Here is an 18,900-nt window from a genome sequence, read left to right as displayed (position 1 = left end):
GGTTGCTCCCTCACTTTGGTGTGCAGTTTTCTAAGCCAAGACCTTTGCTGTGATAAGCGTAAAGGGTATCGATCATCTCTTCCGCAGATGTCTCAAGCTGAAAAACATTCCAGTAACGGACGCTCTGGTAGGTGCCGTAAATAAAGCTTACTGCAGCCAGTTCCGTATTTTGAGGATTGAATTCCCCATTTTCAACAGCCTCATCAAGTATGGCCTTAAACCAGCGGGCGAACTTTTGCAGGGAATCATCACGCTTGATTTTCAGATTGCTCATGGTTCGGTTGGCAAGAAAAAACTGTGCCTCGGTACGGTCGGGCAGAGCAGACAATACGATGGTTTCGATTACTTTCCGGATGATTTCCTCAAGATTTGCGGCACCAGCGACAGCCCGTTCCAAGTGCTGGAGAGATTGATTGTTGATGCGGGAGTATACTTCCTCATAAATGTCTTCTTTGCTGGGGAAATAAAAGTACATTGACCCCACAGATACCTCCGCTGCCTGGCAAATGTCCTGAATCGAGGTGTTTTCGAAGCCCTTCAGGGCAAATAACTTTAAAGCGGTATCGAGAATATGATGTTTCTTGGCATCCTTTTTCTCCTGAACATGTTTGGGGGTTTTATACGCCATTTGATCAACTCCAAGCGTAGAATGATATTCTATACTTCAAAGATAGCACTTTTTTAGGATTAGGTAAAGGGTAAAAATATCCCGCAGCACGGCGGCCAGGCTGATGAAAACCTACCGGGAATACGGTCCCTAACTCGCCTCTCCCACGGGGAAGACAGTTCAAATGTTGCAGCGCTGCATCATTTGAGCTGCATGCAGTAAAGATACAAAATTCTTGCCGCCCCTGGCAAAAGGTCTATTCTTTGTATTTATCTGAAAAAATATCTATTAAAATTTATAATTCACTAATATACAACAATATTTCCATACTAAAATGTCAAACACTTTAAAACACTGAGAAATAATTAAAAGAAAAGAAAAATAAAGTGCAAATTTGTTTCTTGACGCTTGATTCTTAAAGAATTACTATGCAAATGTGAGATATCATTTCGCTATCTGAACTTTCTCAACACCCTTGACAGCAGTGGCAGGCCTGAGATTGTGAAAGAGATATCTATCTCGTTTGTGTGGAAAGCTGTAAGGAAAAGGAAGGGATTGAAAATGTCTGACACCAAGAAAGAAAGGGAGAACAAGAGATTTTCCAGGAGAGATTTTATCAGAAACACCGGACTTTTGGCCGGAAGCGCCGCCCTTGGAGCCACCTTTTTGACGGGTTGCAACTCTGAGCCCGCCTCGGCCGGCAATAATGGCACCGCTTCGCAATCCTGGGATCATGAGACAGATGTGGTCGTTATCGGTTTCGGTGCAGGGGGAGCAGCTACCGCCATCACTGCTGCCGATGCAGGTGCTAAGGTCCTTCTGATTGAAAAGGCAGCCAAAGGCGAGGAAGGGGGAAATACCAAGTATTCCGGCCAAGGTATCATGGGCACGGACAATGCCGATGAGCTGTTTAAGTATGTGAAAGCCATGAGCGGCTTGTTCACCCACACTATTTCCGATGAGATCATTCGGGCTTTCGCCGATGGAGCTAAGGAAAATCGTGAATGGCTGATCAGCCTTGGGGCAAATGCTGATGTACTCGATGAAGGAATGGGCGGATCAGGCAAGCCGTGGATTTGGAATGAATACCCGGAATTGCCCGGCAGCGACCATTGCATCTGCTGGCTGGTCAGCGGCAAAAATTTCGACGGTGCCTTCTATCAACTGCTCCATGATAATGTGGAAAAGCGGGCTGACAAGATCGAGGTCTGGTATGATTCACCCGGCTCTCATTTGATTCAGGACCCTGAGACCAGGGCAATCCTGGGCGTGCAGGTTGTTAAAAGCGGCAAAGTCCTTAATGTACGGGCAAACAATGGTGTGGTGCTGGCGTGCGGCGGTTTTGAGAATAATGAAGAGATGCTGGCCAACTTTACTCAGCAACCCTACTTTTACCCTTATGGAGCTCTCTATAATACTGGGGATGGGATAAAAATGGCCCAGGAGGTTAAAGCCAAGCTTTGGCATATGAGCAACTGCGCCGGCTGGTTGTGGGGATTCATGCCCCCCGATGCCAAGCGCTGCAAAACGGTAACTCCCCAGAAAGGCATCATGGTCGGACCCAATGCTAGACGCTTTATGAATGAAGCTCAGACCAACCGCCACGGCAGGATCAACTTTGGTGGACGTTGGGTGAACATGCCGGTCCCCCTGCCTACCTGGTATATTGTGGACAGCACCCAGGTTGCCGCCAACAAACTGGTCAGTTCATTCAGTGCCGGCAATGCAGAAGAAATTGCCAAAGGCTGGATTATCAAGGCCGACACGGTGGAAGAGCTGGCCAAGGCCTGTGAATTGGATGCCAAAACCCTTCAAGAGACCTTGGATGAATGGAATGCCAGCTGCACCAAAGGAGCCGATGCACTGTTCGGTCGCAGCGGAGCCTCACTGCTTCCGGTGGCTACCGCTCCTTATTATGCTATGAAGCTGGGTCCCACCATGTATAATACTCAGGGCGGACCGGAAAGAAACAGCAAAGCAGAAGTCCTTGATCTGGATGGAAACCCCATCCCACACCTGTATAGCTGCGGTGAGTGCGGTGCCATGTGGCCCGATATGTACAATGGCGGAGGCAATTTAGGTGAAGCGGCCGTCTTTGGCAGGATTGCCGGCAAAAACATAGCAGCCCTTCAATAACCATCCGGTATCTTCAAGACCTGCCCGCCTTATCAAACAATGGTTTGGATATATTGCAGATACTTGATGCAGGAACTCGTGAAAAGGATGATATGGGAACCTATCCTGATCAAAACCAGATCTTTATAAGGAATAAAGATCTGGTTTTCAATATTAATGATTGGTTAGGTTAATCATCTTTCCCCAAGTTTAATACCTGTAGGGCGATATAGACATTGACCATATGATCAACCCGGCGCAGGTCGAAGCCTGTTACTTGTTCGATTTTTTTAATGCGGTTGCGCAGGGTATTTTCATGAACGTAGAGAGCTTTAGAACATTCGGCAATCTGACATTTATACTCGATAAATACCCTGAGGCTGTCCAGCAATCCTGTATTTTCAGCCTGGTCGTATTCAAGCAGAGGACCGAGAACCCGTTGGCTGAATTCCTCCAGCTCCCTGGCCGGCTGGGTAAAGATAAATTTAAGAAACCCCATCTCTTCAAAGTAGCAAACGCTTTTATGATCAAAGACTTTTCCTAATTCCCAGGCGACCTTGGCTTCCTGATAGCTTTTATATAAATCAGTGATGGAAGGGACTCCTGAGCCTATTCCTATACCGATGGAGGAACGGTCTTTTCCGTGGTCAGCAAGCCGATCGAGAAAGCTGTTAATAAAATTATTCAAGGCAGTTTTAAGCTTTACTTTTTTTAACCCATTAATATTGAGGATAATCACCAATTGCAGGTTGATATAAGCGCTAATCGGTGAGGAGTGGTTAAATAAGCGGGGCAGTATTTCCCGGGCCGTTTTAAAATCTTGATCCGGCAAATCAATAACCAGGGCAAGCAGGGAGCCCTGTAAATTCCACCCCCAGGATTTTGCTTTTTCATGGATGGCTGCTTTCGAGTCATAATTGTTGTAAAGAATATCGCGAATGAAATCGTCCCGGTATTGTTCTTGTCTTAAGCTGACTTCACTGCTGTTTTTCAGGCAGAGCAGCAAGGGCATAGCGGCATCGAAGATAGTTTCCTTGTCTTTTGCAGATAAGGATTTCAGTTTTAGTGAATCGGCAACAGGGTAGGTTTCCAGAACAAGAATATAGCCCAAGCAATAGTCTCCGGCCAGCAAGGGCAAATAGACAAAGGGAAAAACCTGACCATTTAAAGTAAGTTGGGCATGATGCAAACTATGTTCAGAGCGGCTGAGAAAATCCGCTTCATTGAGTTTTACAGGGGGAACATATAAGAACTCATCTAAATCAAGATTGAGATTATGGGGATCATGGAAGACCAGGATGCGGTGGACTGAATTGGTAAGCAGCACCGGCCGGTTCAGGATTTGAGATAAGCGCCAGATTAAATGAGGCAACCCTTTACCTTGAGCAAGATCTTGAATGAGCTGATAGAATAGGCTATCAGGATGAGTCATTACTGCTACCTTCCTTCATCATAGTATGGTTGGGGAGCTGTAAGCCGACTTGTTTCCCTATTTTGAGCGGGTGATAGCGGGCTGCCGGCCGGGTAACCTGAATCCGGGGGATTCCGGGGAGGACCTTAAGCAAAAGGTGTTCGTGATGTTCCGAGGGATCAAAGAGTTTTAAGGCTCCGACCGGGCAGGCTCCTATACAGAAAGGTTCCTCCCCTTCTTCCAATTTAGCAAAGCACAAATCACATTTGATGACCTTTCCGGTATCCGGGAGGAGTACGGGAGCTTCGAAAGGACAGCTGCGTATACAGGTGCCGCAGCCCTTGCATTTTCCTTCGTCAAATACGACAATGCCGTCTCGTCGCTTGCGATAGGCGTGATTAGGGCATAAACGAAAACATTCAGGGTTGAGACAATGATTGCAGGATGAAGAAAGATAGTATTTGAGGAGACGCCCCTCCATTGCCAATTCTATGGCAGTTACTTTGCGCAGAGTAATACCTGGCGGCAGGTTATGGTTGACAGAGCATGCCGTCTGGCAGGAACGGCAGCCGAGACAACGGTTTGGATTGAAAACAAAACCTTTTTGATTCATTTTGCTACCCCATCTTGACCAAATTGACGAAACAATTGTTATAAGCAATGCCAGGGCTTCCTGAGAAGATTTTTCCCAGATCGGTACTCTCAAAACTAAGCAGGGTATTGATTAGTGTGTTATGGATATCTTCCGTCCCCATATAAGTGAGCACGATATCAGGTGGGAGGCTGAGGGAGAAGGAAACGGGCAATTCCAGTTCACCCATTTCATTATAGACTTTCGCCAGATCCCCTTCCGCCAGGTTCTTTTGCCGGCCGGTATCAGGATGAATGAGGAGTAAAGGGAGGTTTTCCAAACGCCGTAATAAATCGATAGAGTAAAACTGAGAGTTTAGAGTGATAGGAGAGCGGGAAACCATTAAGCGCAAAGGATAGGAATGTGATGAAACCGGCTGGTCAACAGGAATGGGCAAGGGAGGGGTTTGATGGAAGGCGGCTGTAAAGGAGTAAAATTCATAGAGCCCGGAGGCCGTAGGAAATTGACGATCCTGCCAGGGGACAGCCGGCAGGTTTACCCGGGCAGGGTGATGGGCCAGTTCGCGGTAGTCGGTGATGCCCAGAAAATCATTGAGTGAAGTAAATTCCTGGGTCAGCCATGTCCGGGCATCTCCGTGCAAGGGAAAAGAGCTTAAACCCGGCTTGAGCTGATGAAGCATGGAGGCCAGCCCGTGCATTATGGCAAAATCCGACTTGCTTTCTCCTAAAGGGGGAATGGCTTGCTGATTAATCGCCGCACCATAATGCCAAAATGAAATAACCACATCTTCAAATTCAAAAGGGGAAGAAACAGGCAGTACATAATCAGCCATCTGGGCGGTGGCAGAGAGAGTTTGCTCAGCGACAACCACCGTATCAATCGTTTTCAGGGCCTGGATAATTTGTGCCGAGTCGGGGTCTTGGGCCACCGGGTTGCGTCCGGCAATCCACAGGAATTTTAAAGGCGGATCAAGGGTATCCAAATGAGTGTACCAATCGGTCCCCAGAATTCGATTGTCAATTTTATGTTCAGATAAACGCTGCCTTGCTCCATAAGGCAAACGAAGCTGACCGTACTTACCGGTATGGAGTAACTGTTCATAGGAAGTATAATGCACATTGCCGCCGGAAATACCGATGTTGCCGGTTAAGGCGGCCAAGCAATCAATGATTCTGGCGTTTTGTCCGCCGGAGGGACCCCGTTGAATGCCGGGACCCAACCTGATCGTAGCGGGTTTGGTGGTGCCATACAAACGTGCCAACTCGTACAGTTCGGCGAGGGGAATACCCGTAGAAGATGAAACCTGGCTGAGATCGACGGTTTCCAAATAATCACGGTATTCAGGCCAGCCAAAAGTGAAGTTATTTAAAAATTCATGGTCGATCAGATTTTGTTCAACTAGGATCTTGGCAAGCCCCAGAGCCAGGTCACCATCTGCCCCCGGGCGTATCCGATAATAAATATCGCTGCGGGCAGCTGTAGAGGTGAAAATGGGATCGATCACGACAACGATGGCTCCTTGGTCCTGAGCTTCAAAAATATAACGCATTTGGTGGATGGCCGTCCAAGCCGGATTCGCCCCCCAAATGAGAATGAGCCGGGAGTTCTTCATGTCTTCAGGAAGGGGTTTTTTAAGCGCACCATAATTCAGAATAAAAGCATCCGTTCCGGCGGATACACAGGGGTTGCCCATAAGGGCGGTGATCGGCCCCAAGGAGCTGAAAAACCCTTCTACACTCTGGCTTAGAAGGCCGGTAGTTCCCAAGAATTTATTCATACTGACCGGCAATAAGCTGCCATAGTCTTGTGCTATGCCAACCAGTTTGTTCCCAATTTCCAGGAAAGCTTGTTCCCAGGAAATCCTCTGCCAATTTCCACTGCCTTTTCTTTGCTGTTTAAGGGGATAAAGAACCCGGTCGGGAGAGTAGACCAGCTCTTTCAGTGCATAACCCTTGGCGCAGATTTTTCCCCGGGTATAAGGATCCCGGGGATCACCTTTTATGTTGATAATCCGGCCGTCGGCGACCTCGGTCAGGAGGCGGCAGGAGGCGGGACAATCGGCAGTGCAGACATTGCAGTAGGTTTGAGACATCTTATGGATACCTCCCTTTATTTGAAAAGGATAGTGATCTTGAAAATTCACCTCATTTTATCAGAATTTGCCGGCAAATTCACCCTTTTAGGCGCCTGGAAAGTGATAATGTGGTTTATCACAATCATGATTCCTTTGAAATGTCAATTTCCACACAGGTTGCAATGATAGGGATATTAACAAAAAAGCCACTGTGCTTTTCACAAATAAAAGAGGCAATTCATGGATTTTCCTACAGAAGAGAAAGAAAGTATAAAAACGAAATAGCTTTAGCGAAAGTTTTAATACTTAATACCGAAAAGAAAGGAAAATCATGATGAACATTTCGAGACGTAATTTCATTAAGGGTGGTGTGGCTGGTACAGCAACACTGGGATTGTCCGGCAGCTTGCTCTTTGCCGGCAGATGGCTGCGCCCCGCCACCGCGGCAAACGATGCTGAAGAAAGAATAGCCTATACGTATCACCCCCCGGGCTGTGGCGGCCGCTGTGCATATAAATGCACGGTGCGGGACGGCAAGCTGGTAAAGATTGAACCGAATGATTGGCCGGATCACCGGTATTCCGTGCTCTGCACAAGAGGGCTGAGCGAACTGCAGCGGGTGTATAGCCCCGACCGTCTCCAAACCCCTCTGAAAAGAGTAGGGGAAAGGGGCGAAGGGAAATTTGTTCCTATCTCCTGGGATGAGGCGATTACAACGGTTGCCGACAAATTTAAAGAATTGCACAGCCAATATGGCGGCAAATCCATTTTAAAAATGATTTCGGCAAATCAGGAATATGCAATGCCCCTTTTATCATCTTTGTTAGGAATGCCGATTGCCCTCGAAACTTCGATTGATACCGGAATCGCCAGTGGATATGAAGAAGTAACAGGTACAGCGCCTTTTGGTTATTCTCATCATGAGATTACAGACCTGGTCAATTCCAAGACGATCATTATGATAGGCGTCAATATTTTTGAAACGACGGTAACTGATTCCCAATTCGTTTTTGAAGCGAAGGAAGCAGGTGCCAAACTTATTGTCATAGACCCCAATTACAGTACGACAGCGTCAAAAGCCGATCAATGGATTCCGATCAAGCCAGGTTCCGATCCGGCTCTGCTCCTGGGGATGATTAACCTTATCCTTGCCAATGGCTGGTATCAAGCCGACTTCCTGCAGAAGAATACGTCCGCGCCGTTCTTAATCAGATCGGATAATCAAAAATTGCTTAGGCAAAACGACTCTGCCGACGGGCCTGATCAGAATCCGTTCATGGTGTGGGATGAGGTTAGCGATTCTCTGCAGCCTTATAACGCCGCTGGAATTCAACCTAAATTGGAAGGAGAATTCACTGTCGGCGGGATGCAGGTCAAGACTGTATTCTCTGCATTAAAGGAACAAATGAAGCACTATACACCAGCCTGGGCTGCTGAGACGACAGAAATACCGGAACAGACCATCATAGACTTAACCCGGCAATATGCTACAGGCGGTCCGGCACGTCTGGCCTGGGGCTTTGGCGGCGCAGAGAAGATTTCCAATAGCGATATTTTCGGGCATGCCGGAGCTATCCTCGGGGCTCTGACCGGTAATTTCGGGCGAACAGGCGGCGGTGTAGGCAATTGCCTGTTCCATAGAATCAGCTGGGCATATGTTACACCCCTTGCCCCATGGCCGCTGCCGCCTCAATTCAAGACCGGTGTAATGGAAATGCCTACTGCCCTCATGCGTTCCAGACCGAATTCTGTAAAAGCCGTTCTCAACCTTGGGAACAGCTTCCAGCAGCATTTTCCTAATTTCCATCAAGCCGAAAAATGGTTCAAAGAACAATTAGAATTTATAGTTACGGTGGATGTATGGGACAATCTCAGCGTAGCTTACTCTGATATTGTACTGCCTATCGGCAGCTGTTTTGAGAGTAACTATGATATCACGCGCTTCCAATTGAACAGAAATCATGCTCTGCTTTCCGAAAAAGTAATCGAACCCCTCTTTGAAAGCAAGAGCGATTTTGAGATCGAACAGTTATTGGCTGCCAGATTAGGATTTGCAGAATACATGCCCAAAACCCCGGAAGATTATATAAGAGCCCAGCTGAGTTCTTCCCATCCTTTCCTGGAAGGAATCACGGTGGAAACGCTTAAAGCAAATAATTTCATTATGCGTTTGAATTGCCCGACAGAACCTTATATAGCTTCCAAGGATCAGATATATAAGACACCATCCACTAAACTGGAGATTTACAATGAGAAAATGATAGAATTCGACCAAGCTTTACCGGCCTATGAAGAACCTGCGGAAATGAACTCTGAGTTAAGGCAAAAGTATCCGCTGCAATTTGCTCAGTATCGTTCCCGGTTCCATGTTCATTCCCAGTTCATGAGAGTTTCCTGGATTAGGCAGTTTTGCCCTGAGCCAAGGCTGGAGCTCAACCCCTCTGATGCCAAGAGTAGGGGATTGGCAAATGGAGACCTCGTTGAGGTGTTCAATGACCGGGGTAAATTTAAAGCCCGCTGCAAGATTATGCATGATCTGCGGTCAGGGGCAGTCAGGATGGAAGAAGGCTGGTGGTCCAAAGATATGCCTGAAGGAGATATGAATAATGTAATCAATGATGCCTTTAATTCCCGTGGATTTAAGCGAAAATACGGACCGATCTTTCCTTTTTATGATACTTTGGTTGAAGTGAAGAAAGCATAGGGGGTGAAGAAAGATGGCAAAGAAATTAGGCATGGTGATTGATTTAAAGCGCTGCACGGGATGCACAACGTGTGCAAACGCGTGCAAGATGCAGAATAATGTTCCGATGGGTATGTTATGGAACCGTGTGCTCACAGAAGGCGGGGAAGAGTATGATACCAGCGCAGGAGTATACCCGAATTTGCAAAAGAGCTTCCTCCCGATGGCCTGCCAGCATTGCGAAAATGCAGCGTGTGTTAAGGTTTGTCCGGTAGGTGCCACTTACAAAGATGAGCTGGGCAGGGTAGTGATCAATTACGACCGATGCATTGGCTGCCGCTTCTGCATGGCTGCCTGCCCCTATAATGCCCGGGTATTTAACTGGGAGGAACCGGTGCGTGACCCTGGCTTTAATTATGGAGATAAAGACGTGCCGATTCGTAAAGTAGGTGTCATGGAAAAATGCTCAATGTGCAAGGAACGTACCGACACAGGATTAGAACCCATGTGCGTAAAGTGTTGTCCGACCAGAGCCCGGAAATTCGGTGATTTGAATGATCCGGAAAGTGAAGTTTCCCGTTTGATTCGGGAAAGGAATGGACAGCAACTTTTATCGGAAAAAGGGACGAAGCCGCAAGTATATTATTTGGACTAGAAGGAAGGTGTAATGTGATGGATAAAAAGGGAAACCTAACTATCGGAATGGTTGTCTTGGCGCTATTAACCCTTGTGGGGTTAGGAGCTTGGGCTTTCCAGCTGGTCAATGGACTTGGCGTAACAGGAATGAATAATGTCGTTTCCTGGGGATCCTATATTGCGATGTTCATGCTCTTTGTGGGGCTTTCCGCCGGGGGACTGATTGTATCTTCTTCGGCAACGGTATTCAATATCCCGTCCTTTAAAGTTGTAGCGAAGCCGGCAGTCATTCTTTCTACGGTCTGTATTATTATCGCCGGGGTATTCATTATTGTGGATATTGGCAGCCCATGGCGGATTTACAATTTAATCCTGCATCCTCAATTCCGTTCTCCTTTGATGTGGGATGTTGTGGTCATCAGCTTATACCTGGCGCTGAATCTGGTCTACCTCTATTTCATGAGCCGATCGGAGCCCGATGAAAGAAAATTAAAGATTATTTCCAGGATCGCTTTGCCGACGGCAGTGCTGGTCCACTCCGTCACAGCTTGGATTTTTGGCTTACAGATAGCCCGTGAAGGCTGGCACAGTGCCCTGATGGCACCCCTATTTGTTGCCTCGGCCCTGGATTCCGGACTGGCGTTATTGATTATCGCCTTGTTGGCCTTGAACAGACTGAAAGTATTTGAAGTGGAGAAAAAGTTGATTTCTACTTTAGCCGGCCTCCTCGTTACCTGTGTTGCCGTTGATGCCTTTTTCGTCTTCTCGGAAGTTCTGACGATGTTTTATCCGGGAGAAGAGTCGGCCATGCTTGTATTAAGGGAAATGACCAGCGGGTTTGCTGCTCCGTTTTTCTGGGGGGAAATCATCCTTGGCTTTATCCTGCCCTTGATGATTCTGGTATTTAAGAAGAACAGAGAGAATACGAATTGTGTTATGTTTGCTTCGGTGATCGTGATTTTAGGAGTATTTTGCAAACGCGTCTGGCTGCTGTTTTCCTCGTTTATCCATCCTAATGTTCAAGGGGCTCCCGGTGTTACCTATGGAAAATTTACTGAAACTATGGGGGATATGTGGTCCCTTCAGGGCAGTTATGCGCCAACCTGGGTTGAATTAGCCATCATCATCGGCATGTTGTCCATGGGTGCCTTGCTCTTCACCTACCTCAGCAACCGGTTCCTTTTAGGAAGAACCGACTTCATACCAACGGTGAAGTCAGGACAAGCTGCGGAGAACAAATAACCTGCTGAAGGGAAGGAAGAGAAAATGGTCAGAAAGGAGGAGGGGTGGTCATGATGTATACCTGGCCTGAAGTTTGGAAGTTGCGAACCGAGCTGTATAAGTTTCTGGGCAATTGCCTGTTGGAGCCCCTCTCGGCATCAACGACGAAGACCTTTGATGGAAAGGTATGGGAAAGTTTCCCCTTAGAGCCGGCTAATCGGCAGATGGACTCCGGACTGGAGCAGCTAAGAAAGTGTACGGAAGGTCTTAAGATTATGCCGCCAAATGAAGCCCGACAAGAAGTTATGGTGGAGTACACCATCCTCTTTTTGGGACCTGGCCGGCCCAAAGCCCCGCCGTGGGAGTCCGTGTATCGGACGGAAGGGCAGCTGCTGTTTTCAAGAACAACGTATGAAGTCAGAAAAATCCTTGCGGACAACGGCTTGGAAATGGTAGAAAAAAACCACCAGCCTGAAGATCATATTGGGATTGAATTGCTTGCCTTAGCTCTTATGAGTGAGAATGTGCAGGATGTACAGGAACGGAAGGAGCAAAAGACGAGAATTGGCCGGCAGGCCTCCTTTATAGATGAGCACTTGCTTTCCTGGATTCCCGGGCTTTGCCAGGATGCGAAACAAAATGGCAGCCTAGGCTACTATGGTGGATTGATCGAACTGATTTGGGGAATTCTCCTCTGGGATCGTGAACTCTTGCAGGAGTTTTTGGCTCAGGATGAGGACTTAGCTGACATTTTAGGATAGGCATCTGATGCAGCGCGGCATATAGCGGAGCCATGGTTTCGCTATATGCCCTTATCTCAAGTCATTCAAGGGATAATGTGTATTTTCACAACGGATCCCCCCGATATTTGGAGTTAATAACATAGGCCATGGTTAAGAAATTAACGAATTAATGAATCGAATAAAGATCAAAGTTGTTTTGTTAAAAAGGAGGTACTTAAATGACTGATGCAAAGGGTAGCCAAGGATTTAGCCGCCGCAGTTTCTTAAAGGGTTCAACAGCTTTGGGTTTAAGTATGGGGTTATTTGGCCTGACAGCATGTACGGACAAAAATTCAGGCAGCAAAAGTGTAATAGGTGTTCAGAATGGAGAAAAAACCTTCACCACTCATACCTGCCCCCGCAATTGCTATGATACCTGTTCTTTGATTGGAGAGAAGGTTGATGGGCGGATCGTCAGGATTGTCGGCGACCCTAAGAATCCCATAACCGCAGGGACACCTTGTGTCAAGGGACAAACCCACATCAATGTGCTTTACCATCCTGATCGTATTTTACATCCCCTTAAGCGTGCCGGTAAAAAAGGGGAAGGAAAATGGGAAAAGATTACCTGGGATGAAGCTTATGCTACGATCGTCCAAAAACTTAAGGAAGCCATCGACCAATACGGTTCAGAATCGATCATGCCCTATAATTTTTCGGGGACCATCGGGTTTGTTCATCAGCATGGTGTTCCCTGGCGGTTTTTCAATAAGATCGGAGCGACCAATATTACCAGAACGGTATGCAATACCGGTGGCAAGGCGGCGCTGCCCTACACCTATGGCGATTTCTCATCCATCGATCCGGAAACCTTTGCGAAAACAAAGTGCTATGTTACCTGGGGAACCAATGAATCTTACACCAATGTCCATTCCGTGAAATTCATTCAACAAGCGCGGGATAATGGGGCCAAACTCATTGTGGTTAATCCCCATCGCCATCCCCTGGCCTCCCAAGCGGATTTATTCATTCAGCTTAAACCGGGAACCGATGCCGCCTTTGCTCTGGGTGTCCAGCATATCATCATCAATGAGAATCTTTATGACAAGGACTTTGTGGAAAACTATACGATGGGCTTCGAGGAGCTTAAAAAACAAGTCCAGAACTATCCGCCCAGCAAGGTAGCTCAATTATGTGAAGTTACAGAAGAAGAAATAAGGGAATTTGTGAAGATGTATACCCAGGCTAAGCCCTCGATCATTAGAATGGGCTTTGGTTTTGAAAGGCGGACCCATGGCGGGGGGATGGTCAGGGCCATTTCGTTTCTTCCTGCCCTGATGGGAGTGGTCGGTGTCGAGGGTGGGGGATTCAGCTATGTTAACTACAACCATTATCCTTTTGACAACAGTTACACGAAACGTCCGGACTTAGCTCCCCGCAAGATGCGGACCATTAATATGAATGAATTAGGCAGGGCGATTGCCGGAGAGCTTCCCACCACGAAGGAGAATCCGGTGAAAGTATTGATCTGCTTCGGCGGCAATCCGATTCCTTCGGCTCCCAATGTGAACTTGATCAAGAAAGGATTGGAGAGAGAAGATTTATTCACAGTGGTTCACGAAGTATTTATGACGGATACGGCGGACTATGCCGATATTATCCTTCCCGCTGCTCATTTTATTGAATTTGAGGATGTCATTGCCGATTATCTCGGTTGGTATGTCCGCTACAGCGAACAAGGGCTGGAGCCCATGGGAGAATCCAAATCCAATGTGCAGCTGTTTAATGAACTGGCCAAACGCATGGGGTTCACTGATGAGTGTTTCAATGAAACATCCACCGATATCATTAAGAAGGGGATTCTTAATAAGCCCATCTTTAAAGACATCACTTATGAGAACCTGAGGAAAAATCACTGGATCAAGGTGGATTTCGGGAATGTTTTCAGTGACCACAAATTTAATACGCCCTCGGGGAAAATCGAATTTTATTCTGAGAATATCATCAAAGCAGGGCTGCATCCGGTGGCGGAATATCTGCCGGAAGAGGAGAGTCAGGACGGTTCGCCGGCCTTATTTGCAAAATACCCCATTAACCTCCTGACCCCGGCTTCACCCCAATTGTTAAGCTCACAATGGCATAATGTCCCCTATATCCAGGAAAACCTGGGTGAGCCTTTTGTCACGATCAATGCCAAGGACGCCGAAGACAGGGGAATTAAAGATGGGGATTATTGTCTGATTCAAAATGACAGGGGGCAGGTCAGGCTGAAAGCGAAGGTCAGCAATAGTGCAGTTAAAGCAGGCGTGGCCGTGAGCTTCAAAAGCTATTGGAATAAGTTTACGGATGGAAACACGATCAATTGCCTGGCCCCCGATGCGATTGGCGATTTAGACGGAATCTCCACCTATAATACAAATTTAGTGCAAATCACGAAAGCTTGATTGATGTGAAAGGAGTCCTGAACGATGGCTGGTCAGAAAGCGTTTTTTTACAATCAGAATTATTGCGTAGGATGCCATTCCTGTGAAACGGCATGTATGGTCAAGAACCAAGTGGATGTGGGTGTAAGCTGGAGAACCTTGGATAGCTTTGAGGTTGAGATCAACGGAAGAATGGTGGAGCGTTATCTTTCCCATTCCTGTATGCACTGCGCAGAACCTCAATGTGCTTCAGTATGTCCTACCAAAGCCTATACCAAACGGGAGGATGGGCTGGTGATTCAGGACCACGATAAATGCGTGGGGTGCGGGTATTGCATCTATGCTTGCCCGTATCAGGCACCGAAGATGAATCCCCATACTAAAAAGGTGGAAAAATGCACAGGCTGTTATGACTTGATTGACGCAGGGGAACAACCCATGTGTGTCCGGGGGTGTCCGGTACAGGTCTTAAAAATAGAGGATATCGATAAGCTCGATGCTGAAGGAGCGGTTAAGGAAGCCATCGGTTTCCAGGCCTTTGCCACCAATCCATCCATGCGTTTTGTGAAGATGAAGCAGTAGAGTGCTCTTAAGATTTAGACGCGAAGGGATGGGACGTTTTGAGAAGTCTTGACGATAACGAGATTCGGGAAAGATTGGCTTATCGATGTGTTGTGTTTGATTTGCTGCGAAGTTTATTTATGTGGGAATGCCCGGAAGAACTTTTCGCAGACATACTCTCCTGGTCAGAGTTGGAACGTGGTGAAGCAATGGCCCCAGACTGTGCAGAAGCCCGATTCAGGAAAGGTCTGTCATCCCTATCCTCGGCAGAGCTGCAAAAGGTCTATCATGAAGCAACGATAGAGTTTACCAGACTCTTTGTGGGACCTTATCACTTGGAAGCTCCTCCTTATGAATCGGTATACCGCAACGCCAACCGGCTCATGATGCAGGATGTTACCATGAATGTCAAAAGGTTTTACAGAGAGAACGGTTATGAAAGAAGCGGGGTCTATAAGGAACCTGATGATCAGATCGGGGTAGAGCTGGAGTTTATGTATGCCCTGAGTGAAGAGGCTTTGCAAGCTTTTCGGGAGGGGAATTTCGAGAGTTTAAAGAGGATTTTATCCGCTCAGGAACAATTCGTGGATCTTCACCTGCTAAAGTGGTTACCCCAATTCTGTCAGGATATCCTGAAATCGTCTCAGAACGAATTCTGGAGAAGTATTGCTGTCTTTACCGAGAACTATATAGAAGAAGACAAGGAACAGATCCAGCGGGTTCAACGGGAACTCAATTTATATTGCCAGATCTAAGCGGCGGAATGGAGGATAAGGATCATATGTATCATTGGGGCTGGAAAATTATCATTTACTTGTTTTTAGGCGGATTAGGAGCAGGGGCTTATTTAACGTCTTTTGCAGCTCAAAAAGGCTGGTTGGGGGAAAACAGCAAACTGGGCAGAGCGGGCTACTTTTTGTCCGGGCCTTGCATCGTCATCGGAAGTTTGTTGTTGTTTTTGGATCTGGGTATAGCATTCTCCGATCCCCTCGGTGTTTTAAGAATGTTCGCCAACATTACTTCGGTCATGACCTGGGGGATTTATATATTATCGCTGTTCATTCTGGTTGGATTTCTTTCTGCTTATTATACAGGGAAGAACAGAGAAGTGCCTGCAATGCTATCTCTTCTAGGAGCAATTCTTGCATTAGGAACCGGAGCCTATACCGGGGTTTTACTGGCTGTGGTTACCTCTGTACCGTTCTGGAACACCTTGCTTCTTCCCTTCTTATTTGTTGTTTCCGCTTTATCGACAGGTCTCGCCGCTACCGCATTGTGCGCGCATTTCCTGGAAAAGAAAGGGGAGCAGGGAGGGGATCGGTCAAGTGAAGCAAAGACGAACAAGGTTCATCTGGTGTTGCTTGGCTTAGAATCGATTCTGATCATGATGCTTCTGGCATTAGCCTTAACAGGCGCAAAAGGGGCCGGTGCTGCTGCTTCTGCACACATGCTTACCAGTGGTTCCTTAGCCCTGCCATTCTGGCTGTTGGTGGTGGCCATCGGTTTAGTTTTTCCTTTGGTCTACTATATTGTCTCAGCCAAAGAACGGCAAAGAAAGCTGGCTTCATTCTTTAATGGTCTATCAACTGACTTTGCCGTGCTCATCGGAGGGCTGACTCTGAGGGCCACCATAGTCTTATGCGCCGTGAGGGTTTTTTAAGATAGGAGGGAAATCAGTGGGAAATTGGGGCTGGCTTATTATTGGCTTCCTGTTCTTTGGCGGTCTTGGCTCGGGTGCTTATCTGACATCTTTTGCAGCGGAAAAAGGTTTGTTTGGCAAAGAGAGTAATTTGGTGCGGGCCGGTTATTTTATTTCAGGTCCTTGCCTGGCCGTGGGGCTGTTTCTTTTTTCCCTGAATCTGGGTGTCAGCATCACTGGAATTTTAACCATGATCGGTAATCCTACGTCGGTGATGACTTGGGGGGTCTATCTCTTAATCATGTTTATGGTCCTGGCCTTTTGGAGTGCCTATCATAAACGTGAAAACAAGCAAGTTCCGGCAATGATCTCAGGAGCGGGAGCATTACTGGCAGTGGTAACAGCCATATACACCGGGGGGCAGCTTTCCGTTCTTTTTGCTCAACCCTTCTGGAACACGATCCTTGTACCGGGATTATTTGTAGTGTCGGCACTGATCATGGGATTGGCTTCTTCATCCCTGCTGGCCCGCATCATCGAAAAACCCGTTCAGCAAGGGGGGGCTGCGGTAACCAGGATAAACATCAGCCTCCTCTTGGTGGAATGGGTGCTCTTAGCGGCTTTGCTTCTGCTCTCTTTTTCAGGGGCTAAAGGTCCGGTTGCTGCTGATTCTGCCCAAATAGTTGTCACCGGAAGACTAGCCGCCTATTTTTGGATTTTGTTAATTGCTGTCGGATTGGTTTTGCCGCTTTTCAACAACGTCTATCCCAAGAAAAAGCAAAACGAAAAGAGTGGCAAGATCTTCGGTTTGTTAAGCGAGGTGGCCACACTGATCGGAGGGGCAACCCTGCGGGCCGTTATCGTATTGTCGGCATTGCCTATCTGGAGTATATAATCGACCCGACCGGGAGTGACTGCTAAGGGTATGAAAATAGAGATGAAAAAAGCGCTTATCATGACTTTATCTTTAATATTGGCTGTTTTTATAGGCTTAAGCTGGGTCAAGCCAGGAGAGGCTGTGCTGTTGCAAGCTGAAGAGGTCCTGCCTGAGGCGCAGTCTTTCCTGAAGATTGCGTCTGCCCCCCTTACTTTAAAGGGGATAAGTCAGGGCCCCCATGGTGAAGAAGAGGTCAAAGGCTATGTTGTCATCGCAAAGGGGAGTTCCTATGGCGGACCCATGGTCATCGCCACAGGAATTGACCCCCATGGGGTTATTGTTGGCACAGCTATTATTGAACACAAGGATACACCTTCATATATTAGAGTTATTAAGAAATATGATTTTCTCAAGCAGTTCGAAGATAGAAAAATAACCGATCCCCTATCGATCAAACAGGACATCAATGCCATATCGGGAGCAACGTATAGCTCCCGAGGCATTGCCGAAGCGATTTCGATCGGCAGTCATGAGGTGGCCAGAAATCAATTGGGGCTGGACGTAGAAGATGAAGAAGCGGCATGGGTTTTTGGAGTGAGAGAAGGTTCTGTTATGGCCTTGGTTATCCTGATGCTTGTGGGGATAGCGCTGAAAAGTGATAGAATCCGCTGGCTAACCATAGCAGGAAGTCTGGTGTTGATTGGTTTCCAATACAACACACCTATCTCACTTTCAAATCTGGCCTCCTTGTTAATGGGGTATCTTCCTTCAATTCAGCAGAACCTGGTTTGGTATATATTTTTAATGGTTATTCCGATATTAACTTTTCTGATTGGTAAGAACCTATACTGCTTCTGGCTTTGTCCCTTTGGAGCCCTGCAAGAGTTATTGGCCAAAGTATTTGTAGGCAAAGAGGTTATTTGCTGCAGCCGGGGGGTAGAAGAAAAGGCTGCCCTGGTCAGGTATGCTTTGGTATATATTGCCTTATTGGGCGCTGTAATCTATCAGTCGCCGGGAGTGGCCGGTTATGAACCGTTTGCCACCCTATTCGGAATGCAGGGAAATATCACCGAGTGGCTGGTGTTAGTGGTTGTCTTATTTTCCTCATTATTGATGCGGAGATTCTGGTGCCGCTTTTTTTGTCCGGGAATGATTGTCAATAGAATTATTTTGAGATTAAGGCATCATTTGATTGATTTTAAGAGGAAATTGGGAGCAAAATCAAACCAAGGGTGTTCAGCACAAAATTCAGTGGATCAATGAGGTGCGACGATGAATTCCAACGAAAATAAACAGGATAAGCTATTTCTACTCCTCATTGGTTCAACTGTTTTGTTGA

General features: G+C 47.1%; 15 protein-coding genes. 11 read left to right on the top strand and 4 right to left on the bottom strand.

What is annotated here, in order from left to right:
• Nucleotides 1–10 precede the first annotated feature (10 nt).
• Nucleotides 11–628: a TetR/AcrR family transcriptional regulator gene (locus DESLBE_RS08750; protein WP_005809583.1), complete on the bottom strand. Its 618-nt coding sequence runs from the start codon at nt 626–628 to the stop codon at nt 11–13.
• Between the two features lie 540 nt (nt 629–1,168).
• Between DESLBE_RS08750 and DESLBE_RS08740 the strand changes: the two genes are divergently transcribed.
• Nucleotides 1,169–2,743 (top strand): FAD-binding protein, encoded by a 1,575-nt coding sequence (locus DESLBE_RS08740; protein WP_242831848.1) that lies wholly within the window; start codon nt 1,169–1,171, stop codon nt 2,741–2,743.
• A 169-nt stretch (nt 2,744–2,912) separates the two neighbouring features.
• Here DESLBE_RS08740 and DESLBE_RS08730 read toward each other — a convergent pair whose 3' ends face one another.
• From DESLBE_RS08730 to DESLBE_RS08720, 3 genes are read right to left on the bottom strand one after another with little or no spacing between them, the layout of a single operon-like run.
• Complete coding sequence (locus DESLBE_RS08730) at nt 2,913–4,154, bottom strand: helix-turn-helix domain-containing protein (protein ID WP_005809578.1); 1,242 nt, start codon at nt 4,152–4,154, stop codon at nt 2,913–2,915.
• Nucleotides 4,141–4,746 carry a 4Fe-4S dicluster domain-containing protein gene (locus tag DESLBE_RS08725; protein WP_035213677.1) on the bottom strand — a complete coding sequence of 202 codons (606 nt, stop codon included), beginning with the start codon at nt 4,744–4,746 and terminating at the stop codon, nt 4,141–4,143. The genes DESLBE_RS08730 and DESLBE_RS08725 overlap by 14 nt, the downstream gene beginning before the upstream one ends.
• A gap of 4 nt (nt 4,747–4,750) precedes the next feature.
• Nucleotides 4,751–6,817: a molybdopterin-dependent oxidoreductase gene (locus DESLBE_RS08720; RefSeq protein ID WP_035213676.1), complete on the bottom strand. Its 2,067-nt coding sequence runs from the start codon at nt 6,815–6,817 to the stop codon at nt 4,751–4,753.
• Between the two features lie 313 nt (nt 6,818–7,130).
• On the opposite strand from DESLBE_RS08720, the gene DESLBE_RS08710 reads away from it, so the two are divergent.
• From DESLBE_RS08710 to DESLBE_RS08665, 10 genes are all read left to right on the top strand, one after another.
• Nucleotides 7,131–9,503 carry a molybdopterin-dependent oxidoreductase gene (locus DESLBE_RS08710; RefSeq protein WP_011461333.1) on the top strand — a complete coding sequence of 791 codons (2,373 nt, stop codon included), beginning with the start codon at nt 7,131–7,133 and terminating at the stop codon, nt 9,501–9,503.
• A 13-nt stretch (nt 9,504–9,516) separates the two neighbouring features.
• Nucleotides 9,517–10,137 carry a 4Fe-4S dicluster domain-containing protein gene (locus DESLBE_RS08705; RefSeq protein WP_005809567.1) on the top strand — a complete coding sequence of 207 codons (621 nt, stop codon included), beginning with the start codon at nt 9,517–9,519 and terminating at the stop codon, nt 10,135–10,137.
• 17 nt (nt 10,138–10,154) lie between these two features.
• The gene (gene nrfD / locus DESLBE_RS08700; RefSeq protein ID WP_041272584.1) at nt 10,155–11,360 is read left to right on the top strand and encodes an NrfD/PsrC family molybdoenzyme membrane anchor subunit; all 1,206 of its coding nucleotides are present in this window, start codon (nt 10,155–10,157) and stop codon (nt 11,358–11,360) included.
• 50 nt (nt 11,361–11,410) lie between these two features.
• Nucleotides 11,411–12,100: a molecular chaperone TorD family protein gene (locus DESLBE_RS08695; protein ID WP_011461331.1), complete on the top strand. Its 690-nt coding sequence runs from the start codon at nt 11,411–11,413 to the stop codon at nt 12,098–12,100.
• Between the two features lie 200 nt (nt 12,101–12,300).
• Nucleotides 12,301–14,505: a molybdopterin-dependent oxidoreductase gene (locus DESLBE_RS08690; RefSeq protein WP_011461330.1), complete on the top strand. Its 2,205-nt coding sequence runs from the start codon at nt 12,301–12,303 to the stop codon at nt 14,503–14,505.
• A gap of 24 nt (nt 14,506–14,529) precedes the next feature.
• The gene (locus DESLBE_RS08685; RefSeq protein WP_011461329.1) at nt 14,530–15,066 is read left to right on the top strand and encodes a 4Fe-4S dicluster domain-containing protein; all 537 of its coding nucleotides are present in this window, start codon (nt 14,530–14,532) and stop codon (nt 15,064–15,066) included.
• A 38-nt stretch (nt 15,067–15,104) separates the two neighbouring features.
• On the top strand, nt 15,105–15,800 hold the full coding sequence (locus DESLBE_RS08680) for a molecular chaperone TorD family protein (protein WP_011461328.1): 696 nt from the start codon (nt 15,105–15,107) through the stop codon (nt 15,798–15,800).
• A 26-nt stretch (nt 15,801–15,826) separates the two neighbouring features.
• Nucleotides 15,827–16,705, top strand: coding sequence for an NrfD/PsrC family molybdoenzyme membrane anchor subunit (gene nrfD, locus DESLBE_RS08675; RefSeq protein WP_015943565.1), 879 nt, complete (start codon nt 15,827–15,829; stop codon nt 16,703–16,705).
• Between the two features lie 16 nt (nt 16,706–16,721).
• Entirely contained in the window at nt 16,722–17,579 is an 858-nt protein-coding gene (gene nrfD, locus DESLBE_RS08670; RefSeq protein ID WP_005809553.1) for an NrfD/PsrC family molybdoenzyme membrane anchor subunit, read from the top strand.
• A gap of 30 nt (nt 17,580–17,609) precedes the next feature.
• Nucleotides 17,610–18,824: a 4Fe-4S binding protein gene (locus DESLBE_RS08665; RefSeq protein WP_041272583.1), complete on the top strand. Its 1,215-nt coding sequence runs from the start codon at nt 17,610–17,612 to the stop codon at nt 18,822–18,824.
• Nucleotides 18,825–18,900: the final 76 nt, after the last annotated feature.

The sequence above is a fragment of the Desulfitobacterium sp. LBE genome, from assembly GCF_007830365.1.
Lineage (GTDB): Bacteria > Bacillota > Desulfitobacteriia > Desulfitobacteriales > Desulfitobacteriaceae > Desulfitobacterium > Desulfitobacterium hafniense.
The sequence above is the reverse complement of the archived record's forward strand: the minus strand, read 5'-3'. Positions and strand labels throughout refer to the sequence as shown.